Genomic DNA, 18,574 nt, shown 5'->3' on the forward strand with positions numbered 1-18,574 from the left:
GATTCATGGCGATCACCGTGCCGGGACGGCGGCGCGGTCACATCGGCCCGTGGATCACAGCGGGGGTGGCCCGTGGGCGTAATCCCACGAGCCGATGCCCGCATGATCTCCGCGTCGTTACAGTCGGCCGCATGTCCACCGTACGAAGCCGGATCGGCGCCGTGCTCGCCTGGATCGGCGCGCTGCTGTTCCCGTTCGCCCTGCTCACCGCGATCAACTCGCCGGGGGACGGTTCGCTGCTGCAGGGGCTCGCCATCGTGGTGGCGGTGCTCCTGCCGATCCCCCTGGCCCGCCGCTCGCCGACGGCGGCCCTGTCCGTGCTGCTGACCGGCGGTGGGGTGGTCGCCGTGCTCGCCATCTCCGGCAACGTCCCGGAACGGGCGGTGCTGTTCGTCTTCGCGGTCTTCGCCGACATCATGGCCGGCAACGTGGCGGCTACCAGGACGAGGCCGGTGTCGATCGCGGCCGCGGTGATCACCGGAACCGTACAGGTGGCGCTGGTCCTGCTCTTCGAGAATGCCGGCGACCTGACGACGATCCCCACCATCCTGATCCTCGCGGTCGTCACCGCCTGGCTGATCGGCGACTCGGTCCGGCAGCGCCGCCGGCACGCCGAGGCGCAGCGGGAGCAGGCCGAGGCCCGCGCGGTGGAGGCGGAGCGGCTGCGGATCGCCCGGGAGCTGCACGACATGGTGGCGCACAGCATCGCCGTCATCGCCGTCCAGGCCGGGATGGGCCGCCGGGTGATCGACACCCAGCCTGCCGAGGCGCGGACCGCGCTGGCCAACATCGAGGAGACGAGCCGGGACACCGCGGCGGCGTTGCGCCGGATGCTGGGCTCGTTGCGGCGTACCGATGCGGGATCCGGTGCGGCGCCCCGGGATCCGGCGCCGGGCCTGGCCGATCTCGACGGTCTGGTGGCGCGTAGCGCGCAGGCCGGTGTGGAGGTCGGCCTGCGGCGCGACGGCGACGCCGGGCCGCTGCCGCCGGACATCGACCTGTCCGCCTACCGGATCGTGCAGGAGGCGGTGACCAACGTGATCCGGCACGCCGGTGTCGGCCGGTGCGACGTCGCGGTCCGGCAGGAGTCCGGCACGCTGACCATCGAGATCGAGGACGACGGGCACGGCGCGGGCGGCGACACCGACGGCAGCCGGAACGGGATCACCGGCATGCGGGAGCGGGTCGGCCTGCTCGGCGGTGAGTTCGACGCCGGTCCGCGGCCCGAGGGCGGGTTCCGGGTCAGCGCCCGCATCCCGTTGCCGGAGTCGACGCGATGACGGTCCCGGAGAGCACTGTCATCCGGGTGGTGCTCGCCGACGACCAGCCGCTGATCCGCAGCGCCCTGCGGGTCCTGATCAACGACGCCGAGGACATCGAGGTCGCCGGGGAGGCCGCCAACGGCGCGGAGGCGGTCCGGTTGTTCCGGGAGTTGCGACCGGACGTGATCGTCATGGACATCCGGATGCCCGTGATGGACGGCATCGAGGCCACCGGCCACGTGACGGCCGATCCCGACCCGGCCAAGGTGCTCGTCCTCACCACCTTCGACGACGACGAGTACGTGTACGCCGCCCTGCGTGCCGGGGCCAGCGGCTTCCTGGTCAAGGACATGGCGCTGGACGACATCCTCGGCGCCGTCCGGGTGGTCGCGGGCGGGGACGCGCTGATCGCTCCGAGCGTCACCCGCCGCCTGATCCGGCACTTCACCGCCGGGGCCGCCCCCGGGCAGTCGCCGCCGGCCCGGCGCCGCGCGGACGACACGATCACCGAGCGGGAACGGGAGGTGCTGACGCTGGTGGGCCGCGGCCGGTCCAACGCCGAGATCGCCACCGATCTGCACATCAGCCCGGCGACGGCCAAGGCTCACGTGGCCCGGCTGTTCACCAAGCTGGACGCCCGTGACCGGGTGCATCTGGTGATCATCGCGTACGAGATGGGCCTGGTCACCCCACCGGAGTGACCAGGCGCCGACGTCTCAGGAGGTCCGGCAGGTCAGCGTGGGCCAGGCCCAGTTGCCGCCGTGCTGGACGGTGAACCCGAACGTGTTGCCGCCGCCGTTCGGGCGGCCGGTCATCACGTTGCCGCTGGAGTCCCAGGTGGCGCTGACGTTCCAGGTGGCGGTGATGCGCTGCGGGGAGCCGACCGTCACGGTGACGATCCAGTTGCTGCTCCCGGTCACGGTGACCTGGCCGTTGAAGCGGTCGTTCCACTTCTGGCCCTCGCTGTAGGTGGCCGTGCAGCCGCCGCCACCGGGGTCGGTCGTCGGGCTGGTGGACGGGCCGGGCGACGACGGGCTGGGGTTGGTGGGCTGCCCGGTGTTCAGCTGGGCGAGCACCGCGTCGTACGCCGCCTTCTTCTGCCCGTTGCCGTTGAACAGCAGCGGCGTGCCGGAGGCGCGCCACGAGTCGCTGTCGCGCACGCCCCACACGGTGATGCCGGTGCACCGGGCCACCGCCTGGCAGGCCTGGACGATGCCGCGGTACTGGTCGGCCTGGCTCGACCCGGAGCCCTCGATGTCGAGCTCGGTGATCTGCACGTCCACGCCGAGGTCGGCGAAGCTCTGCAGGGTGGTGTGATAGTTGCTGGGCACCGGGTTGCCGGAGTTGAAGTGCGCCTGGAAGCCGACGCAGTCGATCGGCACGCCGCGGGACTTGAAGTCCTGGACCATCCGGTAGACGCCCTGCGTCTTCGCGTGTGACCAGTTGTCGGTGTTGTAGTCGTTGTAGCAGAGCTTGGCGTTCGGGTCGGCGGAGCGGGCGGCCCGGAAGGCGGCCTCGATCCAGTCGTTGCCGGTGCGCTGCAGGTTGGAGTCGCGGCGGGCGCCGGAGGAGCCGTCGGCGAAGGCCTCGTTCACCACGTCCCAGGCGTAGATCTTGCCGCGGTAGTAGGTGGCGACCCGGGTGACGTGGTTGAGCATCGCCTGCCGCAGTGAGGATCCCTCCATCCGCTGCATCCAGCTCGGCTGCTGCGAGTGCCAGGCGAGGGTGTGGCCGCGGACCCGCTTGCCGTTGGCGACCGCCCAGTTCACGATCTGGTCGCCGGAGCCGAAGCTGAACTGGCCCTGGTTGGGCTCGGTCGCGTCGAGCTTCATCTCGTTCTCGGCCGTGATCATGTTGAACTCACGGTTGGCGATGCTCGTGTACTGCGAGTCGCTCAGCCGGCCGCCGGCGATCGCGGTGCCGAAGTAGCGGCCCCGCTCGGCGGCGGAGACACCCAGGGTGGTGCCGGCGCTGGAGGTGCCCTGCCACAGGACCGCGGTGGCCGCCGTCATGACGACGACCATGCCGGTGATGGTGGCGGCGCGCCATCTTCTCTGTCTGTTCATCGGGGGATGAGCCTCCTCGGCCACGGGGAACGGTCTACCGAAACTTACGGAAAACTATCGGTAATTCGATGGCATCCTACGTGGTCTTTTCCGCAACAGATAGACATGATTCATTGCCAGCGAGGCGGAAAAATGGCGAAACTATCGATGGGAAATCCGTTATATGGACGGGCGGATCAGGGTCGGTGGTGGCGGGATCCGCGCGAACGTGTCCGAAGCTGTTTTCTTCTGTTGACTTCATGCATGTAAATAGTTCAGTGTGTTTGCAATGTGCCGCTGATCGAAGGGAAACAATCGATGCCGCGATTGCCCTGGAGGCCACTGCTCCTCGCCGTCCTCCTGGTCCTGTCCGCCCTCACCGTCCCCGCCGGCCCCGCCTCGGCCGCCGAGGGAGTCCACGGCCTCAAGGGTGAGTACTTCCGGATGTCCGCCCCGGGCGCCCGTGACTTCGCCGAGCTCGGCGGGATCGTGCTCGACCCGAACATCGACCTGCCCGGCCTGGCCGGCGCGTTCGAGTCGCTGACCGGGCGCACCGAGCACACAACCGCCCGCTGGACCGGGAAGATCACCGCCCCGGCCACCGGCGACTACACGTTCCACATGATCGGCGACAACGGGTTCCGCCTCCTGATCGACGAGCAGCCGGTGATCGACCACTGGGTCGGTGACTGGGACCGCGAGCAGGTCAGCGCGCCGGTGTCGCTGGTGGCGGGGGAGGCGCACGCCGTACGCATCGAGATGTTCCAGGACGTCGGCGGCGCGAACCTGTTCCTGCGCTGGTCGGGCGCCGGGATCGACAGGCAGATCGTCCCGGAGAGCGCTTTCACGCCGCCGGACGGCTTCCAGATCTTCCCGGTCGCCTTCGCCGTCCAGTCGGACGGGAAGACGCTGATCGCCGACTTCGACGCGACTGTGGACGCCGTCGGCGCTCTCGCCCAGCACCTGAAGGTCGAGGTCGACACGACGCCGTTCCCGATCGCGGGCGTCCGCAAGCACCGCGACAAGGTCGTGGTCACGCTCGCCGAGAAGGTGCAGAAGAACCAGAAGGTCCGCGTCGCCTACGACGGCACGGGTGGCCTGGTCGTCGGTGGCGAGACGGTTCCGCAGGTGATCCGCTCGGCGGCGAACGCGTCCACACACCGGCTCACCACCCCCTGGGGCGATCGGGTCGACAAGCGTCACCCGCTGCCCGAGTACCCGCGCCCGCAGTTGATCCGCAAGGACTGGCTCAACCTCAACGGGCAGTGGGAGTTCGCCGGCGCCGAGGCCGGTGCGCCGCCGGTCTTCGGGCAGAGGCTGGCCGAGAAGATCACCGTGCCGTTCCCGGTCGAGTCCCAGCTGTCCGGTATCGAGCGGCGCGAGGACCACATGTTCTACCGCAAGCTCGTCACCGTCCCGGGCGGCTGGAAGGGCAAGCGGATCAAGCTCAACTTCGGCGCGGTCGACTACCAGGCCAAGGTCTGGGTCAACGGCACCCTCGTGACCGAGCACACCGGCGGATACACGGCGTTCACGGCCGACATCACCGATGCGCTCAGGAAGCACGGCCCGCAGGAGATCATCGTCGGCGTCACCGACGTGACCGGGCCGAACCAGCCCAAGGGCAAGCAGTCGCTCAACCCGGGCGGCATCGTCTACGAGCCCACGTCGGGCATCTGGCAGACGGTCTGGCTGGAGCCGGTCGTCGCGGCCGGGATCGACGGCCTCGTCCTCACCCCGGACGTCGCGACCGGATCGGTCAAGGTGAAGATCAACTCGACCTCCGCCAAGGCGGCGACGGTCACCGTGACCGACAAGAAGGGCAAATCGGTGGGTACGGCGAGAGGTCCCGCCAACGCCGACCTCACCGTCAAGATCGCCAAGCCGCGACTCTGGAGCACCGACGACCCGTACCTCTACGACGTCGACGTGAAGCTCGGCGGCGACACCGTCCGCGGGTACTTCGGCCTGCGTGAGGTAGCCGTACAGAATGTCGGTGGTTTCCCGAAGTTGACCTTGAATGGCAAGCCGATCTTCTCGCTGGCCACCCTGGACCAGGGGTTCTGGCCGGACGGCCTCTACACCCAGCCCAGCGACGCCGCCCTGAGGTTCGACCTGGTCGAGACGAAGAAGCTCGGCTTCAACGCGGTCCGCAAGCACATCAAGGTCGAGTCGGCCCGCTGGTACCGGCACGCCGACGAGCTGGGCCTGCTGGTCTGGCAGGACTTCGTGTCGGCCGACATCAACAGCACCGCCGGCCAGGAGGCGTTCCTCAGCCAGGGCCGGGAGATGATGCGCCAGCTGCACAACTTCCCGTCGATCATCGGCTGGATCGTCTTCAACGAGGGCTGGGGTGAATGGGACCGCACCGCCACCGGCCAGATCGCCACCCAGATCAAGGCCGAGGACCCGTCGCGCATCCTCAACGCGCACAGCGGTGTCAACTGCTGCAACTCCAAGGGCGACTCCGGCAAGGGTGACGTGATCGACCACCACGACTACGTCAACAACGACCCGCCCTACCCGGACGCCACCCGCATCGCGATGGACGGCGAGCACGGCGGCTTCACGCTGCGCACCCCGGGGCACATGTGGCCCGGCCCGCCGGCCGTCATCTACAGCGGCGTCGCCGACAAGGCGGCCCTGACCGCCAGATACGTCGACAACACCGAGCGGTACTACCTGGAGGCCGCAGCCAACGAGCTGTCCGGCTCGGTCTACACCCAGATCACCGACCTGGAGACCGAGCTCAACGGCCTCTGGACCTACGACCGTCGGGAGATCAAGGTCGACCCCGCGGCGGTACGGGCGGTCAACGCCAAGGTGATCGCGGCCGGAGCGGCTTCCGGGCAGGCCCGGACGTACCCGGGTCACGGCGACTGGAACCTGGACGAGAACAGCGGCACGACCGCCCGCGACAGCGGCGGCGACAGCCACCTGACCCTGACCGGCAACGCCGCGTGGACGCCGGGCGTCACCGGGTCGGCGCTCAAGCTCGACGGTGACGGTGACTACGCCGACACCGCCGCGCCGGTTCTCGACACGACGAAGGACTACACGGTCTCGGCCTGGGTCACGCTCGACCGGCTGCCCGGCAACTACGTGACCGCGGTCAGCCAGGACGGCCGCCGCACCGAGAACCCCTTCTACCTGCAGTACGGCCAGGGCGCCTTCGCCTTCAGCACGCCCGGCGGCAACCGGGCCCGGCTGGTGACGACGCCCGAGCTGAACCGCTGGTACCACCTGGCCGGCGTCCGCGACCACGCCACCGGCGAGATCCGCCTCTACGTCGACGGCGTCCGGGCCGCGACCGTACCGGCAGGTCCCGACGTGGTCGGCACCGGCCCGCTGTCGGTGGGCCGCGCCAAGTACGCCGGCAACCGGGTCGACTTCTGGTCCGGCGCGGTCGACGGTGTGCACGCCGTCGACCGGGCACTGACCGACACGGAGGTGACCGCCCTCTACCAGGCCCGCTGACCGCGGCACAGCGCCCTGCCCGCCGAACCCGGTTGGAACCCGGGCCCGGCGGGTAGGGCGGAGCCGTGTCAGAGGAACCCACCACCCCCGCCGAGGACCGCGAGCGCCTCGACCGTGAGGATCGCGAGGAACGCGAGCTGGTTCGCGAGCCGGACGTGAACCAGGAGTCCAACCGCTCGGCCACCCGGCTCGAGCTCTTCTTCGACCTCGCATTCGTGCTGTTCGTGGCCGGCTGCGCGGACCTGCTGGCCAAGGACGAGACGCTCACCGGCGGACTGCGGTTCGCGGCCCTCGTCGCGATCGGCTGGTGGGCGTGGGCCAGCGCCACCCTGTACGCCAACCGGTTCGACACCGACGACGCGATCTTCCGGCTGCTCACGCTGATCGGCATGGGTGGCGTGATCATGATGGCCGCGGCGGCCGACCAGGTCACCGGCCCGGCCTGGACCTGGTTCGTCGCCGGCTACGTCATCCTGCGCGCCGTGCTCGTCCTCGGCTACCTACGGGTGTGGCGGACGCTTCCGGAGACCCGGGCCGGTATCCGGCCGTACCTGCTCGGCCACGCCGCCGGCGGCGCCCTCTGGCTGGTTTCGCTCGCCGTGCCCGCGCCCGGCCGCTACGTCCTGTGGGCGGCCGGCGTGTTCGTCGACCTGCTCGGCCCGGCGCTGAGCGCCCGCAAGCCGGACTCTCCGCCACTGCACATGGAGCACCTGCCCGAGCGGTTCGGCCTCTTCGTCATCCTGCTGCTCGGCGAGTCGGTCGCCGCCACCGTGCACGGCCTGCACGACGGCAAGTGGACCTCGGGCGTGACGACCACCGCCGCGGCCGCGTTCCTGCTGACCGCCGCCCTGTGGTGGTCCTACTTCGACCTGTCCGGCGGCGCCGCGAAACGCCGCCTGGTCCAGGAGGGCGGCGAGCGGACGCGCGAGGGCGTGCACGACTTCTACGTGTACGCCCACCTGCCGGTCGCGGTGAGCCTGGCCGCCGTGGCGGTCGGCCTGGAACACGCCATCGCGCACGGCTCCGACGACCACCTCGGCGCCGGCGCCCGTGGCGTGCTCGGTGTCGGCCTGGCCGGTTACCTGCTCAGCGCCGCCGTCATCCAGGGTGTGCTGTCCCGCCGCCCGAAGCCCGCCCTGATCTGGCCGGGCCTCGGCATCCCGGCGATCGTGGTGATCACCGCGCTCGACCTGCGCCCGCCCGTGCTGGTCGGGCTCTGCGCGGCCGTCCTGGTCGCCGGCGTCGCCACCGGCATCCACCAGCACCGGCAGGGCGAGATCAAGGTCGCCAAGGTGTGAGCGGTCAGCGCCCGGCCAGGGTCAGGGCCGCGTCCACGATGGACGCCGTGTCGATGCCGTGCAGCCGGTAGGCGTCGGCCAGGCTCGACGACTGGCCGAACTCGGTCACGCCCAGGCACCGGATCCGGTCGCCACGGACCGCCGCGAGGAACGCCAGCGTGTGCGGATGCCCGTCCAGCACCGTCACCAGCGGCGCGCGGCGGCCGTCCGGGAACAGCTCGGCCAGGATGTCGCCGCCCGTCCCGGCGTCCCGGCTGCCGCGCTGCTGAAACGACCGGAACACCAGATCCGGGCTGGTCAGGCACACCACACCGGCGTTCACACCGGCGACGGCCAGAGCCTCGGCCGCCGCGATCACCTCCGGCATGATCGCGCCCACGCCGACCAGGGTGACGTCCTCGGCGCCCGCGGCGCCCCGGGCGGACAGCCGGTAGCCGCCCGCCACCGCCTGCCGGCGACGGCGCTCCCGCAGCGCCGGGTCCTCCGGGACGGCCGCCAGCTGCGGGTCGATCGGCCGGGTGGAGAGCCGGAAGTACGCCGAGGTGCCACCCGGCACGCCGACCCGGCCCATCGCGTGCAGGAGGCACCACTCCAGGTCCTGCGCGAACGCCGGCTCCCAGGCCACACAACCCGGCTGCTCCAGCCCGATCGACGGCGTCGTGATCGACTGGTGGGCGCCACCCTCCGGCGCCAGGGTCACCCCGGACGGCGTGCCGACCAGGATCGACTGGCCGCCCGCGTAGATCCCGTACGACCACGGCTCCAGAGCGCGCGAGACGAACGGGTCGTACAGCGTCGCGATCGGGATGAGCCGCTCACCCCACCGTGACCAGGTGGCGCCCAGCTCACCGAGCAGCGACACCAGGTTGACCTCGGCGATGCCCAGCTCGATGTGCTGGCCGTTGCGGTTCTCCTGCCAGCGCAGCACCCGCTCGGCGTCGTCGGCGAACCAGTCGTGCCGGTCCTGCACCGACCAGACCCCGGTCTTGTTGATCCAGCCGCCCAGGTTGGTGGAGGACGCCACGTCGGGGGAGCAGGTGACCACCCGGCTCGCCGCCCCCGGCGCGTCCCGTGGCAGGTCGGCCAGCAGCCGGCCGAGCGCCGCCTGCGTGCTGATCGGCTTGCGGTAGGGGTGACCGAGCTGGGCCGGCACGCTGACCGGCGCCGGGGCCGCCACCGGCTCCCGACGCAGCGCCCGCCCCCGGTCGGCGCAGAGCCGCCCGGCCGCGCTGTCCGGATCGAACCGCTGCCACGGCGCGGCCCGGTCCATCCCCGAGGACTCCGCCAGCACCGCCATCTGCGCGCCGGTCAGCAGCGCCGAATGATTGTTCGGATGGCCCTCGGTCGGCAGGCCGCGGCCCTTGACGGTGTAGGCGAACACCACGGTCGGGCGGTCCGCGTCCGCGTCGACGGACCGGAACGTGTCGACCAGCAGGCCGATGTCGTGGCCGCCCAGGTCACGGACGGCGGCGGCCAGCTCGTCCGGGGCGATCTCGTCGAGCAGCGCCTTCAGCTCGGAGGCGCCCGGCAGCGAGTCGCCGGCGGCCAGGATGCGCTCGGCCGTCTGCTCCGGTGCCCGCAGCATCCGCTGGTACTCCTCGTTGGGCATCGTCTCGAGCCGGGCCTGCAGCGCCGGCCCGCCCGGCCGCTCGAACAGCTCGGAGATGATCCGGCCCCACTTGAGCACGACCACCTGCCAGCCGGCCGCCGCGAACATGCCCTGCAGCTTGGCGATCTGGATGTCCGGCACGACCCGGTCCAGCGACTGCCGGTTCAGGTCGACGACCCACAGCAGCTCACCCATCCGGGCCACCGCCGGGTCCATCACCGCCTCCCAGATCGCGCCCTCGTCGAGCTCGGCGTCACCGAGCAGGCTGACGAACCGGCCCCCGCCGGGGTCCCGGAGAACTGCGAGGTGAGGTAGCGGTGGGCCATCGCCGCCCACAGCGCGGCCGTCGCGCCGATCCCGACCGACCCGGTGGAGAAGTCGACGGTGTCCGGATCCTTCAACCGCGAGGGGTACGACTGGAGGCCGCCCTTCTCGCGCAGCCTCGGCAGATACGACTCGTCGAGATCGCCGAGCAGATAGTTGACGGCGTGCAGCACCGGCGACGCGTGCGGCTTGACCGACACCCGGTCCTGCGCGGTCAGCTCGGCGAACCACAGGGCCACCATGATGTCGACCATCGAGGCGCTGGACGCCTGATGGCCGCCCACCTTGACCCCCGAGTCGTTGGGCCGCCCCGCGTTGGCGGCGTCGACGATCGACGCCGACAGCCACAGCACCCGCCGGGCGATCTCGCGCAGGACCTCGACGTCGGGCGCGGGAGAAGTCATCAGGGCCTCCGGTGGGCGGTGAGAGCTCGGTCGAGGTCGGCGATCAGATCGTCGGCGTGCTCCAGGCCGACCGAGAGCCGCACCAGGTCGGCCGCCGGGCGGGCGTGCGGCGCCACCGGCCGGTGGGTGAGCGCGGCCGGATGCTGGATCAGCGAGTCCACCCCGCCGAGCGAGACGGCGTGGGTGAACAGCCGGGTGCCGGTGGTCAGACGGCAGGCGGCCTCGAACCCGCCGCGCAGCGCCACCGAGATCATGGCGCCCGGGCCGCGCGACTGGCGGCACAGCAGCCCGCGAGGGTCGCCGTCGAGGCCGGGATAGTGCACCCGGGCGACGGCCGGGTGCCGGGCCAGCCATGCGGCGATCCGGCCGGCGGTGTCCTGCTGGGCGCGCATCCGGACCGGCAGCGTGGTCAGGCCGCGGTGCAGCAAGTAGGCGCCCCACGGGTGCAGCAGCCCACCGGTGACCGCCCGGACCTGCCGCAGCCGGCCGGCGGTCTCCTCGGCACACGCGATCACCCCGGCGACGACGTCGCCGTGACCACCGAGATATTTGGTCGCGCTGTGCAGGGCCATGGTGGCCCCGAGCGTAATCGGATTCTGCAGCACCGGAGTGGCGAAGGTGTTGTCCACCAACACCGGGACGTCACCCGCACGCTCGGCGACGGCCGCGATGTCGACCATGTCCAGCGTCGGGTTGGCCGGGGTCTCCAGGATCACCAGGCCGGTGTCGGGGCGCAGACTGCCGCTGACCTCGGTCTCGGAGCAGAACGTCACCTCGGCGCCGAGCAGCCCGGTGGCCAGCAGATGGTCGGTTCCGCCGTAGAGCGGGCGCACCGCCACCACGTGCCGCCGCCCGGTCATCGTGGTGTGCGCCAGGATCGCCGCGGTCATCGCCGCCATGCCCGACCCGAACGCCACCGCCGTCTCGGCCTGCTCCAGCCGCGCCAGCGCCGTCTCGAACCGGGCCACCGTCGGGTTCCACAGCCGGGCGTAGACGGCGCCGCCGTCGGCCAGCGGGTGGCCGCCGGTCGCCATCGCCTCGTACGACTCCCCGCCCCGGTCCAGATCCGGCAGGGGATAGGTCGACGACAGGTCCAGGGGGAGGGCGTGCACGCCGAGCGCGGTGAGATCCTCCCGGCCGGCGTGCACGGCCACCGAGTCGCTGTGCAGGGGGCTCGTCATGCTCGTAGCGTTCCGGAATTCGCAAGATGAACATAGAGTCGCCGTCGAATCGGTAACCGGTCGGCAATGATTCGACTTTTTCAGCAGCCCAGCGGCGGTAGGGAGCGTTCACTTTGCGGAACCCGCAACGGCCGGTCACCGTCGACCACGTCGATCGGCAGCTGCTGAAGGCGCTCGCCGAGGACGCCGGTGTCACCAACAAGGCGCTGGCCGGCCGTCTGGGCCTCGCCGAGTCGACCTGCGCCTACCGGATCAGGGCGCTGCGCGAGGCCGGGGTCGTCACCGGCACCCGGGCCCAGCTCGACATGGCGCTGCTCGGCTACCCCCTACAGGCGATGATCAAGGTACGGCTGGGCAGTCACACGATGGCCAACGTGAGCCAGCTGTACGACGCCCTGGCCGCCACCCCGGGTGTGCTGCAGGCCTTCCACGTCGCCGGGGCCGACGACTTCTACCTGCACGTCGCGGTCGAGAACGCCGAGGCCCTGCGCGACTTCGTGCTGCGTCACGTCACCAGCCACCGGGTGGTCCGCCAGACCGAGACGCACCTGGTGTTCGAGGTCCGCGCGGGCGCCGGCGTACTGCACGACTAGACACCCTCCGGAATCAGCGCGTCCACGTCTCCCTCCTTCGGTCCCGTGGACGTCCGGTGGTGACCGGACGCCCGCATCCGGAGTCAGAGGGCACCCCTCGTCCGCCCGTGCCCGCGCCCACACCCGCCGCCACTCACGCCATGCTGTCGCCGCGGCAGACCGAAGGTCCCTAGCAGCCCAGGCGGCTTGTGGAGAGGGCGACGTCGTCGATCCAGAGGTCGAACGTGCCCGGGGTGGTGCCGCCCTGGTAGAGCTGCCAGCCGATCTTGACGGTGGACACCGCCGGCAGGACGAACGGCACGGCATTGCCGCCGTGGTCGGTGGTGGAGGCGGTCAGCTCCGGGTTGGCGACCCCGTCGATCCACACGGCGACGCGGTTGCCGGAGCGGTCGAGCACCCACTCGAAGCACTGCCAGGTGTCCTCGCGGACCGGGGCGGACTCGCGCCAGTTCGTCCAGTCGCCGGTCGGTCCGCCGTCGGCGCCGACGCCCCAGAAGACGCCGGGGACCGTCGGCGCGTACTGGCCGCCGACCGGCCGCACGACCTCGGTGCTGCCGGTGCCGGTGGCCTCCACGAGCGTGAAGTGGGCCCAGTCGGGGGCGGTCGGGAAGGCGTCGACGCGCAGCCGCATCCGCCCGTACAACCGGTCGCCCGGAACCTTCAGGTCGTCGACCCGCAGGAAGGCGCGCCCGTTGTCGACCGTGTGCACGTGCAGCGCCCGGCCGTGGCGGGCGCGCTCGACGGTGAGGGTGCCGTTGCGGGTGTCGACGCCCCAGTCGACCGTGGCCGGCCCGCCGAGCGGCCGCCGGTCGAAGTCCTCACAGAAGAGCAGGCCACGACCGCAGGACCCGCGGTGGGCGTCCGCCGCCCCGGCTGGGACACTGCCTGTCGCGGCGCCGAGCATCGCGGCCGTGACGACCGCGGCGATGAGGTTGCGCACCTTTGCCTCCTCGATTTGGGAGCGCTCCCGGAATCGTAAAGCATCAATGCGTTATCGCGCGCTCGTGGGGGCGGAAACGCGCGGAGCGGACGCCGGCGTTGTGGAGCCCGGCCGGGGTGGAGGCGGGCGGAGGGGACCCGCGAGGGGCCGGCGGAGTGGAGACAAGCGGTGGAGAGATGCGGGAGTGGCGTGAGGTCAGTCGGTGAGGGGCAGGTAGTAGGCGGCGAAGGTGTCCGGCTCGAAGCCCTCGGAGCGGTAGAGGGCCTGCGCGGTGTGGTTGTCCGGCGCGGTCTGCAACTGGACACCGACGGCGCCGGCGGCCCGGGCCTCGGCGGCGCAGGCGCGGACCAGAGCGCGGCCGGCGCCGGTGCGGCGGGCCGTCACGGCGACGAACAGGTCGTTGAGCGTCCACACCGGAGCCATCGAGAGTGACGAGAACGTCGGGTAGATGTTGACGAAGCCGGCCGGCGTGCCCTCGGCGGTGCGGGCCAGCAGCAGCACCGACTCGCCGCGTTCGTGGCGCTCGCGCAGGAACGCCAGGACCTGCTCCTCCGGCGCGGGCCGCTGATAGAAGTCGAGGTATCCGTGGAACAGGGCGGCCGCCTCGGGCAGGTCCGCGGCGCCGGCCCGGCTGACCGTGATCATGTCGCTGTTCCTCTCGTCGTGTACAGGCTCGTGGTCCGTGCGGGCTCATCCTGCACGCGCCCACTCGGGGTCGTCGGTCGTGGGCCCGGCCGTACCGGCCGGCGGGACGACCCGTGATAGTCACCTATTGTGATAGTAATAAAAAGTGACTATCTTGGCCGCATGACGACAGTTGAGTTGACCCGTTTCCGTGTCGAGCCGGACCGTGTCGGCGACCTCCTGCGGGCCCGCCCGGCGATGCTGGCCGACTTCCTCGCCGATCGGGAGGGGTTCCTGGACGCCCGCCTCGTGCGGCTCCCCGATGATCAGTGGCTGGACATCGTGACCTGGAGCACTCCCGAGGACTTCGCGGCCTCCCGGGCGAAAGGTGCCGATATCCCCGGTATCGCTGCTTTCTTCGCGGCCATCGCCGAGCTCGTGAGTGCTGAGGAGGGGGTGGCGCCGCCCATTCCGGGCAGCTGAGGCACGGATCCGGGATATCGCGCGGGATCCAGATCTGTCACGATGATGGCCCTCGAAATTTTGATCGACTTCGCAGGCAACGTTTCGAGTCGTAGCCCCGTCATCCATGGCGTACAGCCATGGATGACGACACCCGGGACCCCTCGATTGTGAGAGCCATGATTCAGCGACGTAAGGTCATCATCGGCACACTGGGCGTGGCGGCTGTCGCCACCGCCGCCGGATGCACCACCTCCGGCAGCAAGAGTGGCGACGGCACCACGGCCTGGGTCGAGCCGGTGGCCAACACCGAGCAGCCGGCCGCGCCGGTCCGGCTCGCCATGACGCCGGCCAGTGGCGCCAAGGACGTGTCACCGGCGAAGCCGATCGTGGTTAAGGCCGAGGAGGGCACCCTCAAGTCGGTCACCGTCACGGCCGGCAAGACGAAGGTCAAAGGGGCGATCCAGTCCGACGGGACCTGGCAGTCCGACGACGAGTTGGCGTACGGCAAGAGCTACACGGTGGTCGCGACGGCCGCCGACAGCAAGGGTGTGGACAGCGAGCACAGCTCCACCTTCACCACGGTCAAGCCGGCCAACGTCGCGAAGGTGACATTCCAGGCCAACGCGATGACCAGCCTCAAGGCCGGCAAGTCGTACGGTGTGGGCCAGCCGGTGATCGTGGCGTTCAGCCGGGCCGTCAACAAGGCCGCGGCCGAGAAGGCGATCGAGATCGAGACGTCGCCGGCCGTGGAGGGCAAGTTCCACTGGCGCGACGACAAGACCGTGCACTGGCGGCCGAAGAAGTACTGGGCGGCCGGCACGACGATCAAGGTCGCGGTGAAGGCGTTCGGCGTCAAGCTGGGCAAGACGGTCTACGGGGCGAAGAACACGTCGACCAGCTTCAAGATCGGGCGTGAGCTGATCGCGATCAGCGACAACCGGACCCACATGACGAAGGTCTACATCGACGGCAAGCTGGTCCGCACCATGAAGAGCAGCCTGGGCAAGGGCGGCTGGACCACCGGGGCGAACGGTCAGAAGATCAACTACTGGACCGCGGGCGGCCCGCACGTCGTGCTGACCAAGGAGCGGATGCACTCCATGAGCTCGGCGAGCTATGGCGTCACCGACGAGAACGACCCGAACTTCTACGCCCCAAGGACATCGAGTACTGCGCCCGGATCAGTTACGGGGGCGAGTTCCTGCACGCCGCCCCGTGGAACGGCTCGCTGGGCCGGGCCAACCTGTCGCACGGCTGCATCAACCTCAGCACCGCCGACGCCAAGTGGGTGTATGAGAACTTCATGCTCGGCGACATCGTCGACGTCAAGAACAGCCCCCGCGACCTCGAGGTCTGGAACGGCATCGGCGACTGGACGATCCCCTTCGACAGGTACGGTGACTGACCCGGCGGTGCACTGAGCGGTGGACGTCCTCTTCGACGCGGTCGACCGTGCGCTGGAGAGCGCCCGCCGCCGGTGGCCCGCGACCCTGTTCGTGATCGGCGCCGTGTCGTGGGCGCTGGCGACCGCGGCCGTGGTCGGTGTGGCACTGCTCGACGACAGTCCGAGGGCCGGTGCCGTGCTGGCCGTTCCACCGGCCGCGCTGCTGGCGATCGTCGTGGCGCGGGGTGTGACCCGGCTGCGGTGGCCGGTCTGGCCGGTGGGTGTGGCACTGCCGGTGGTGCTCGCCGGACTGGTCGCCCCGCAGGCCGCACGGTTCCCGGGTGAGTTCTCCTGGGTGGTTCCGGTCGTCGCCTTCGTCTACGCGCAGATCTTCGTGGGCACCGTCGCCGCGGGTGACGAGCTGTTCCGGCGCCGGGCTGCCCGGACCGGCAAGGGGCGCGACCGGATGAGCGCGGTCGGCCGGCGGCGGATCCTGCAGGTCAAGGTGCTGGTGGCGACGCTCGTGGTGCTCGTGTCGTCGCAGATCGCGGTGGGCGTCGGCAGTGGTGACCACAGGTCCGCCGACCAGGTCGGTTGGTCGACGTTCGAGTTCCTGTTCTCGTGCGTGTCGATCCCACTGTTCGTCGGGGTGTGGTGGCGCAAGCCCGCGCTGGCCTGGTTCGCGGCGGCCGTACTCCCGGTGATCTTCGCTCTGAGTCTGTTGCCGCGTTCGCCGGAGGCGCGCGGGGAGGCCGTGCTCGCGCAGGGCTGGATCGTGGTGGCGGCGTCGTGGCAGTGGTCGCGGGCTGCGGTCAAACCTTTCTGGAGGTATCAAAAGCCTCAGCGAATATAAATATGGTGAAATACGTCGCTCGTTTGCTGCGGATCTATCAGGATATTGCCTGCGCTGACGCTTTCCACTGACCGAAGGAGTTCAGCGTGATCCGCAAGAGAGTGCCGACCGTCGTCGCCATGACCCTCGCCGCCGGAGCGGGCGTGGTCGGGCTGACCGCGTCCCCCGCGGCCGCCCAGGCCGTGCCGTGCGTCCAGAAGGTGGCCGTGGTCAACAACGGCGGCTTCGTGATCAACTTCCAGATCACCACCCGGGACGGCCAGCTCTCCGCGCCCACCGACGACTACCCGATCAACCAGTGGCGGGTCGTCGACCTGGCGTCCACGCCGTTCGCCGAGGGCATCGACGTGCGGCCGCTGGTGCACGCCCAGGCCGGTGACGACGTCGCCGGCAACGTCTTCGTCTCCTACTGCGCGAACGGGCAGACCGCAACCTACACCGCGAGCGGCACCACGCTCGACTACTCGGTGACGCTGCTGACCTGATCTAGGCGTTGAGGCGGGAGCGGAACTCGGCGAGTGTGAGAACCGCCGCGTTCCGCTCCTCCACCGGGAAGATCGCGATGTCGGCGTCGTCCTCCTCGAGCTGCGGCAGCCACTCGGCGAGGAAGACCTTCAGCGGGATCCGGATGGCGTGCTCGCCGTCGACGTCGCCCTCGTTCTCCAGGCGGGCGACCGTGGCGTAGGGCCAGATCGGCAGCAGATTACGGCGACGGCCGTCCTCGGTGAACAGGATGTCGCCCTCGTCGCCCCAGACCCACAGGGCGCCCCGATCGGCGATGGCCTCGAGAGTGCGCGCCACCCGGGCCTCCGGGTCCAGCCCGAGCAGTTGCTCCGCGTCACGGCGTGAGATGTCATCCGATGCCATGGCGACGATGGTATCGGCCGCCGGACGGCCCGCGTCGAGCCGCCCGGCTTCACCGTTGTCAGGCCCGTGTGCAGGCGGTTCCGTTCAGGGCGAACGTGCCAGGGCTGGCGAACGAGCCGCTGTAGGTGCCCTGGAACCCGAACGACGTGTTCCCTCCGGCCGGGATGCTCCCGTTGTGGGCGCTGTTACGCGCCGTGATCGCGCCGGACGTGCCGCTCAGTGCCGCGTTCCACGAGCCGGTGATCGACTGGCCGGACGGCAGAGTGAAGTTGAGCGCCCAGCCGTTGATCACGCTGTTGCCGGTGTTGGCCACCGTCACGGTCGCGGTGTAGCCGTTGTTCCAGACGTTCGTGGCGTACGTGACCCGGCAGGCCGCGTTCCCCGAGGGCGTCGACGGGGACGGGGACGAGGGTCCACCGCCTCCGTTCACCGCTGCGGAGAAGCTCGTCACGGCCAGGCCCGCGCCGCCGATCCACGGCTCGAAACCGGCCTGCACGCTCGTCAGATACCAGGAGTTGTTCACCGACGTACGCGTCTTGGTGTCGTTGATGAAGTCCAGGATGCTGAAGCTCCAGCTGGAAATCGCCGAGGGCGCGACGTAGGAGACCACGGCGTTGGACCCGTTGCTGCCCTGCCACACCTGCCAGGTCCGCCCGCCGATGGTGGCGTTGCCGACCACCGAGCCGATCGGCTGGATCGAGCCCTGCCGGTTGAACCAGATCATGATCTCCTGCGCGTTGACGCCGTCGGTCCGGGGCGACGGGTCGAGCCAGATGTCGTACGCCGCGTCGTAGGTGGCGCCGGAGACGTACTGGAACCCGACGCTGCTCGTGGCGCTGCTGATCGAGCCGACCTGGATCGGCAGGTTGGTGCCGGGGGAGCACCGGGTGTAGTGGCATCCGAAGTAGACGGCCGGGTACGACACCGGAGCGCCGCTGGTGTTGCCGGTGCCCTGCTGGCTGGTGATCGAGAAGCCGGTGCTCGTGACGTTGATGCACTGCTGGGCCGAGGTGCCCCAGCGGTTGTTCATCACGACGTAGCGGCCGCCGATCGTGGTGGAGCCGTACTGCTCGCAGATCTGGGTGTCGGCCTGCGCCGGGCCGGCCAGGGCGAGTGCGGTGATGCCCGAGACGGCCAGCAGGCCGACCGCGAGTAGGGAACGGAGGGGACGGATCACGAGAAGCTCCTATCGGGGGGATATGTGGGAGCGCTCCCAGAAGCGTACGTCCATCCCCGTTTCGTGCCAAC

At 70.4% G+C, this 18,574-nt stretch carries 15 protein-coding genes and 2 pseudogenes; 10 read left to right on the forward strand and 7 right to left on the reverse strand.

Features of this window, described 5'->3' with window-relative positions:
- Positions 1-131 precede the first annotated feature (131 nt).
- Positions 132-1,280: a sensor histidine kinase gene (locus ACQPZW_RS15945; protein ID WP_433795654.1), complete on the forward strand. Its 1,149-nt coding sequence runs from the start codon at positions 132-134 to the stop codon at positions 1,278-1,280.
- Positions 1,277-1,963 carry a response regulator gene (locus tag ACQPZW_RS15950; RefSeq protein WP_433795655.1) on the forward strand — a complete coding sequence of 229 codons (687 nt, stop codon included), beginning with the start codon at positions 1,277-1,279 and terminating at the stop codon, positions 1,961-1,963. The genes ACQPZW_RS15945 and ACQPZW_RS15950 overlap by 4 nt, the downstream gene beginning before the upstream one ends.
- 15 nt (positions 1,964-1,978) lie before the next feature.
- On the opposite strand, the gene ACQPZW_RS15955 is transcribed toward ACQPZW_RS15950, so the two are convergent.
- Positions 1,979-3,328, reverse strand: a complete 1,350-nt coding sequence (locus ACQPZW_RS15955; protein WP_433795656.1) for an endo-1,4-beta-xylanase — start codon at positions 3,326-3,328, stop codon at positions 1,979-1,981.
- Positions 3,329-3,625: 297 nt separating this feature from the next.
- On the opposite strand from ACQPZW_RS15955, the gene ACQPZW_RS15960 reads away from it, so the two are divergent.
- Both ACQPZW_RS15960 and ACQPZW_RS15965 read left to right on the forward strand, forming a co-directional pair.
- Positions 3,626-6,784 (forward strand): LamG-like jellyroll fold domain-containing protein, encoded by a 3,159-nt coding sequence (locus tag ACQPZW_RS15960; RefSeq protein WP_433795658.1) that lies wholly within the window; start codon positions 3,626-3,628, stop codon positions 6,782-6,784.
- A 65-nt stretch (positions 6,785-6,849) separates the two neighbouring features.
- A complete protein-coding gene (locus tag ACQPZW_RS15965) occupies positions 6,850-8,082 on the forward strand; it encodes a low temperature requirement protein A (RefSeq protein WP_433795659.1) in 1,233 nt (410 codons plus the stop codon).
- Positions 8,083-8,086: 4 nt separating this feature from the next.
- Here ACQPZW_RS15965 and ACQPZW_RS15970 read toward each other — a convergent pair.
- Together ACQPZW_RS15970 and ACQPZW_RS15975 are read right to left on the reverse strand one after the other, a co-directional pair.
- Positions 8,087-10,419: pseudogene (locus tag ACQPZW_RS15970) on the reverse strand (transketolase-like TK C-terminal-containing protein).
- Entirely contained in the window at positions 10,419-11,600 is a 1,182-nt protein-coding gene (locus ACQPZW_RS15975; RefSeq protein WP_433795660.1) for a trans-sulfuration enzyme family protein, read from the reverse strand. The pseudogene ACQPZW_RS15970 and the gene ACQPZW_RS15975 overlap by 1 nt, the downstream one beginning before the upstream one ends.
- A gap of 113 nt (positions 11,601-11,713) precedes the next feature.
- Between ACQPZW_RS15975 and ACQPZW_RS15980 the strand changes: the two genes are divergently transcribed.
- Positions 11,714-12,193: an Lrp/AsnC family transcriptional regulator gene (locus ACQPZW_RS15980; RefSeq protein WP_433795661.1), complete on the forward strand. Its 480-nt coding sequence runs from the start codon at positions 11,714-11,716 to the stop codon at positions 12,191-12,193.
- 169 nt (positions 12,194-12,362) lie between these two features.
- On the opposite strand, the gene ACQPZW_RS15985 is transcribed toward ACQPZW_RS15980, so the two are convergent.
- Positions 12,363-13,133, reverse strand: coding sequence for a hypothetical protein (locus ACQPZW_RS15985; RefSeq protein WP_433795662.1), 771 nt, complete (start codon positions 13,131-13,133; stop codon positions 12,363-12,365).
- 195 nt (positions 13,134-13,328) lie between these two features.
- On the reverse strand, positions 13,329-13,778 hold the full coding sequence (locus ACQPZW_RS15990; RefSeq protein WP_433795663.1) for an N-acetyltransferase family protein: 450 nt from the start codon (positions 13,776-13,778) through the stop codon (positions 13,329-13,331).
- Positions 13,779-13,940: 162 nt separating this feature from the next.
- Here ACQPZW_RS15990 and ACQPZW_RS15995 point away from each other — a divergent pair, with 162 nt between their 5' ends.
- From ACQPZW_RS15995 to ACQPZW_RS16015, 5 genes and pseudogenes are all read left to right on the forward strand, one after another.
- Positions 13,941-14,240 (forward strand): antibiotic biosynthesis monooxygenase family protein, encoded by a 300-nt coding sequence (locus ACQPZW_RS15995; RefSeq protein WP_433795664.1) that lies wholly within the window; start codon positions 13,941-13,943, stop codon positions 14,238-14,240.
- Between the two features lie 320 nt (positions 14,241-14,560).
- A pseudogene (locus ACQPZW_RS16000) lies at positions 14,561-15,016 on the forward strand (Ig-like domain-containing protein); the annotation flags it as partial.
- A 368-nt stretch (positions 15,017-15,384) separates the two neighbouring features.
- Positions 15,385-15,627 carry a L,D-transpeptidase gene (locus ACQPZW_RS16005; RefSeq protein ID WP_433797552.1) on the forward strand — a complete coding sequence of 81 codons (243 nt, stop codon included), beginning with the start codon at positions 15,385-15,387 and terminating at the stop codon, positions 15,625-15,627.
- Positions 15,628-15,646: 19 nt separating this feature from the next.
- Positions 15,647-16,459 (forward strand): hypothetical protein, encoded by an 813-nt coding sequence (locus ACQPZW_RS16010; RefSeq protein ID WP_433795665.1) that lies wholly within the window; start codon positions 15,647-15,649, stop codon positions 16,457-16,459.
- An 86-nt stretch (positions 16,460-16,545) separates the two neighbouring features.
- The gene (locus ACQPZW_RS16015) at positions 16,546-16,944 is read left to right on the forward strand and encodes a hypothetical protein (protein ID WP_433795666.1); all 399 of its coding nucleotides are present in this window, start codon (positions 16,546-16,548) and stop codon (positions 16,942-16,944) included.
- Position 16,945: 1 nt separating this feature from the next.
- Here the strand turns inward: ACQPZW_RS16015 and ACQPZW_RS16020 are convergent, their stop codons facing one another.
- Both ACQPZW_RS16020 and ACQPZW_RS16025 read right to left on the reverse strand, forming a co-directional pair.
- Positions 16,946-17,326 (reverse strand): DUF2750 domain-containing protein, encoded by a 381-nt coding sequence (locus tag ACQPZW_RS16020; protein WP_433795667.1) that lies wholly within the window; start codon positions 17,324-17,326, stop codon positions 16,946-16,948.
- Positions 17,327-17,384: 58 nt separating this feature from the next.
- Entirely contained in the window at positions 17,385-18,503 is a 1,119-nt protein-coding gene (locus ACQPZW_RS16025) for a GH12 family glycosyl hydrolase domain-containing protein (RefSeq protein WP_433795668.1), read from the reverse strand.
- Positions 18,504-18,574 lie beyond the last annotated feature (71 nt).

Origin of the sequence: Actinoplanes sp. CA-252034 (assembly GCF_050956125.1) — a bacterium.
In the GTDB taxonomy this organism is placed as follows: Bacteria; Actinomycetota; Actinomycetes; order Mycobacteriales; family Micromonosporaceae; genus Actinoplanes.

Coding starts and splice junctions, on each gene's coding strand:
- ACQPZW_RS15945 (WP_433795654.1), top strand. CDS start 132: ATGTCCACCGTACGAAGCCGGATCGGCGCCGTGCTCGCCTGGATCGGC.
- ACQPZW_RS15975 (WP_433795660.1), bottom strand. CDS start 11,600: ATGACGAGCCCCCTGCACAGCGACTCGGTGGCCGTGCACGCCGGCCGG.
- ACQPZW_RS15950 (WP_433795655.1), top strand. CDS start 1,277: ATGACGGTCCCGGAGAGCACTGTCATCCGGGTGGTGCTCGCCGACGAC.
- ACQPZW_RS15955 (WP_433795656.1), bottom strand. CDS start 3,328: ATGAACAGACAGAGAAGATGGCGCGCCGCCACCATCACCGGCATGGTC.
- ACQPZW_RS15960 (WP_433795658.1), top strand. CDS start 3,626: ATGCCGCGATTGCCCTGGAGGCCACTGCTCCTCGCCGTCCTCCTGGTC.
- ACQPZW_RS15990 (WP_433795663.1), bottom strand. CDS start 13,778: ATGATCACGGTCAGCCGGGCCGGCGCCGCGGACCTGCCCGAGGCGGCC.
- ACQPZW_RS16020 (WP_433795667.1), bottom strand. CDS start 17,326: ATGGCATCGGATGACATCTCACGCCGTGACGCGGAGCAACTGCTCGGG.
- ACQPZW_RS15995 (WP_433795664.1), top strand. CDS start 13,941: ATGACGACAGTTGAGTTGACCCGTTTCCGTGTCGAGCCGGACCGTGTC.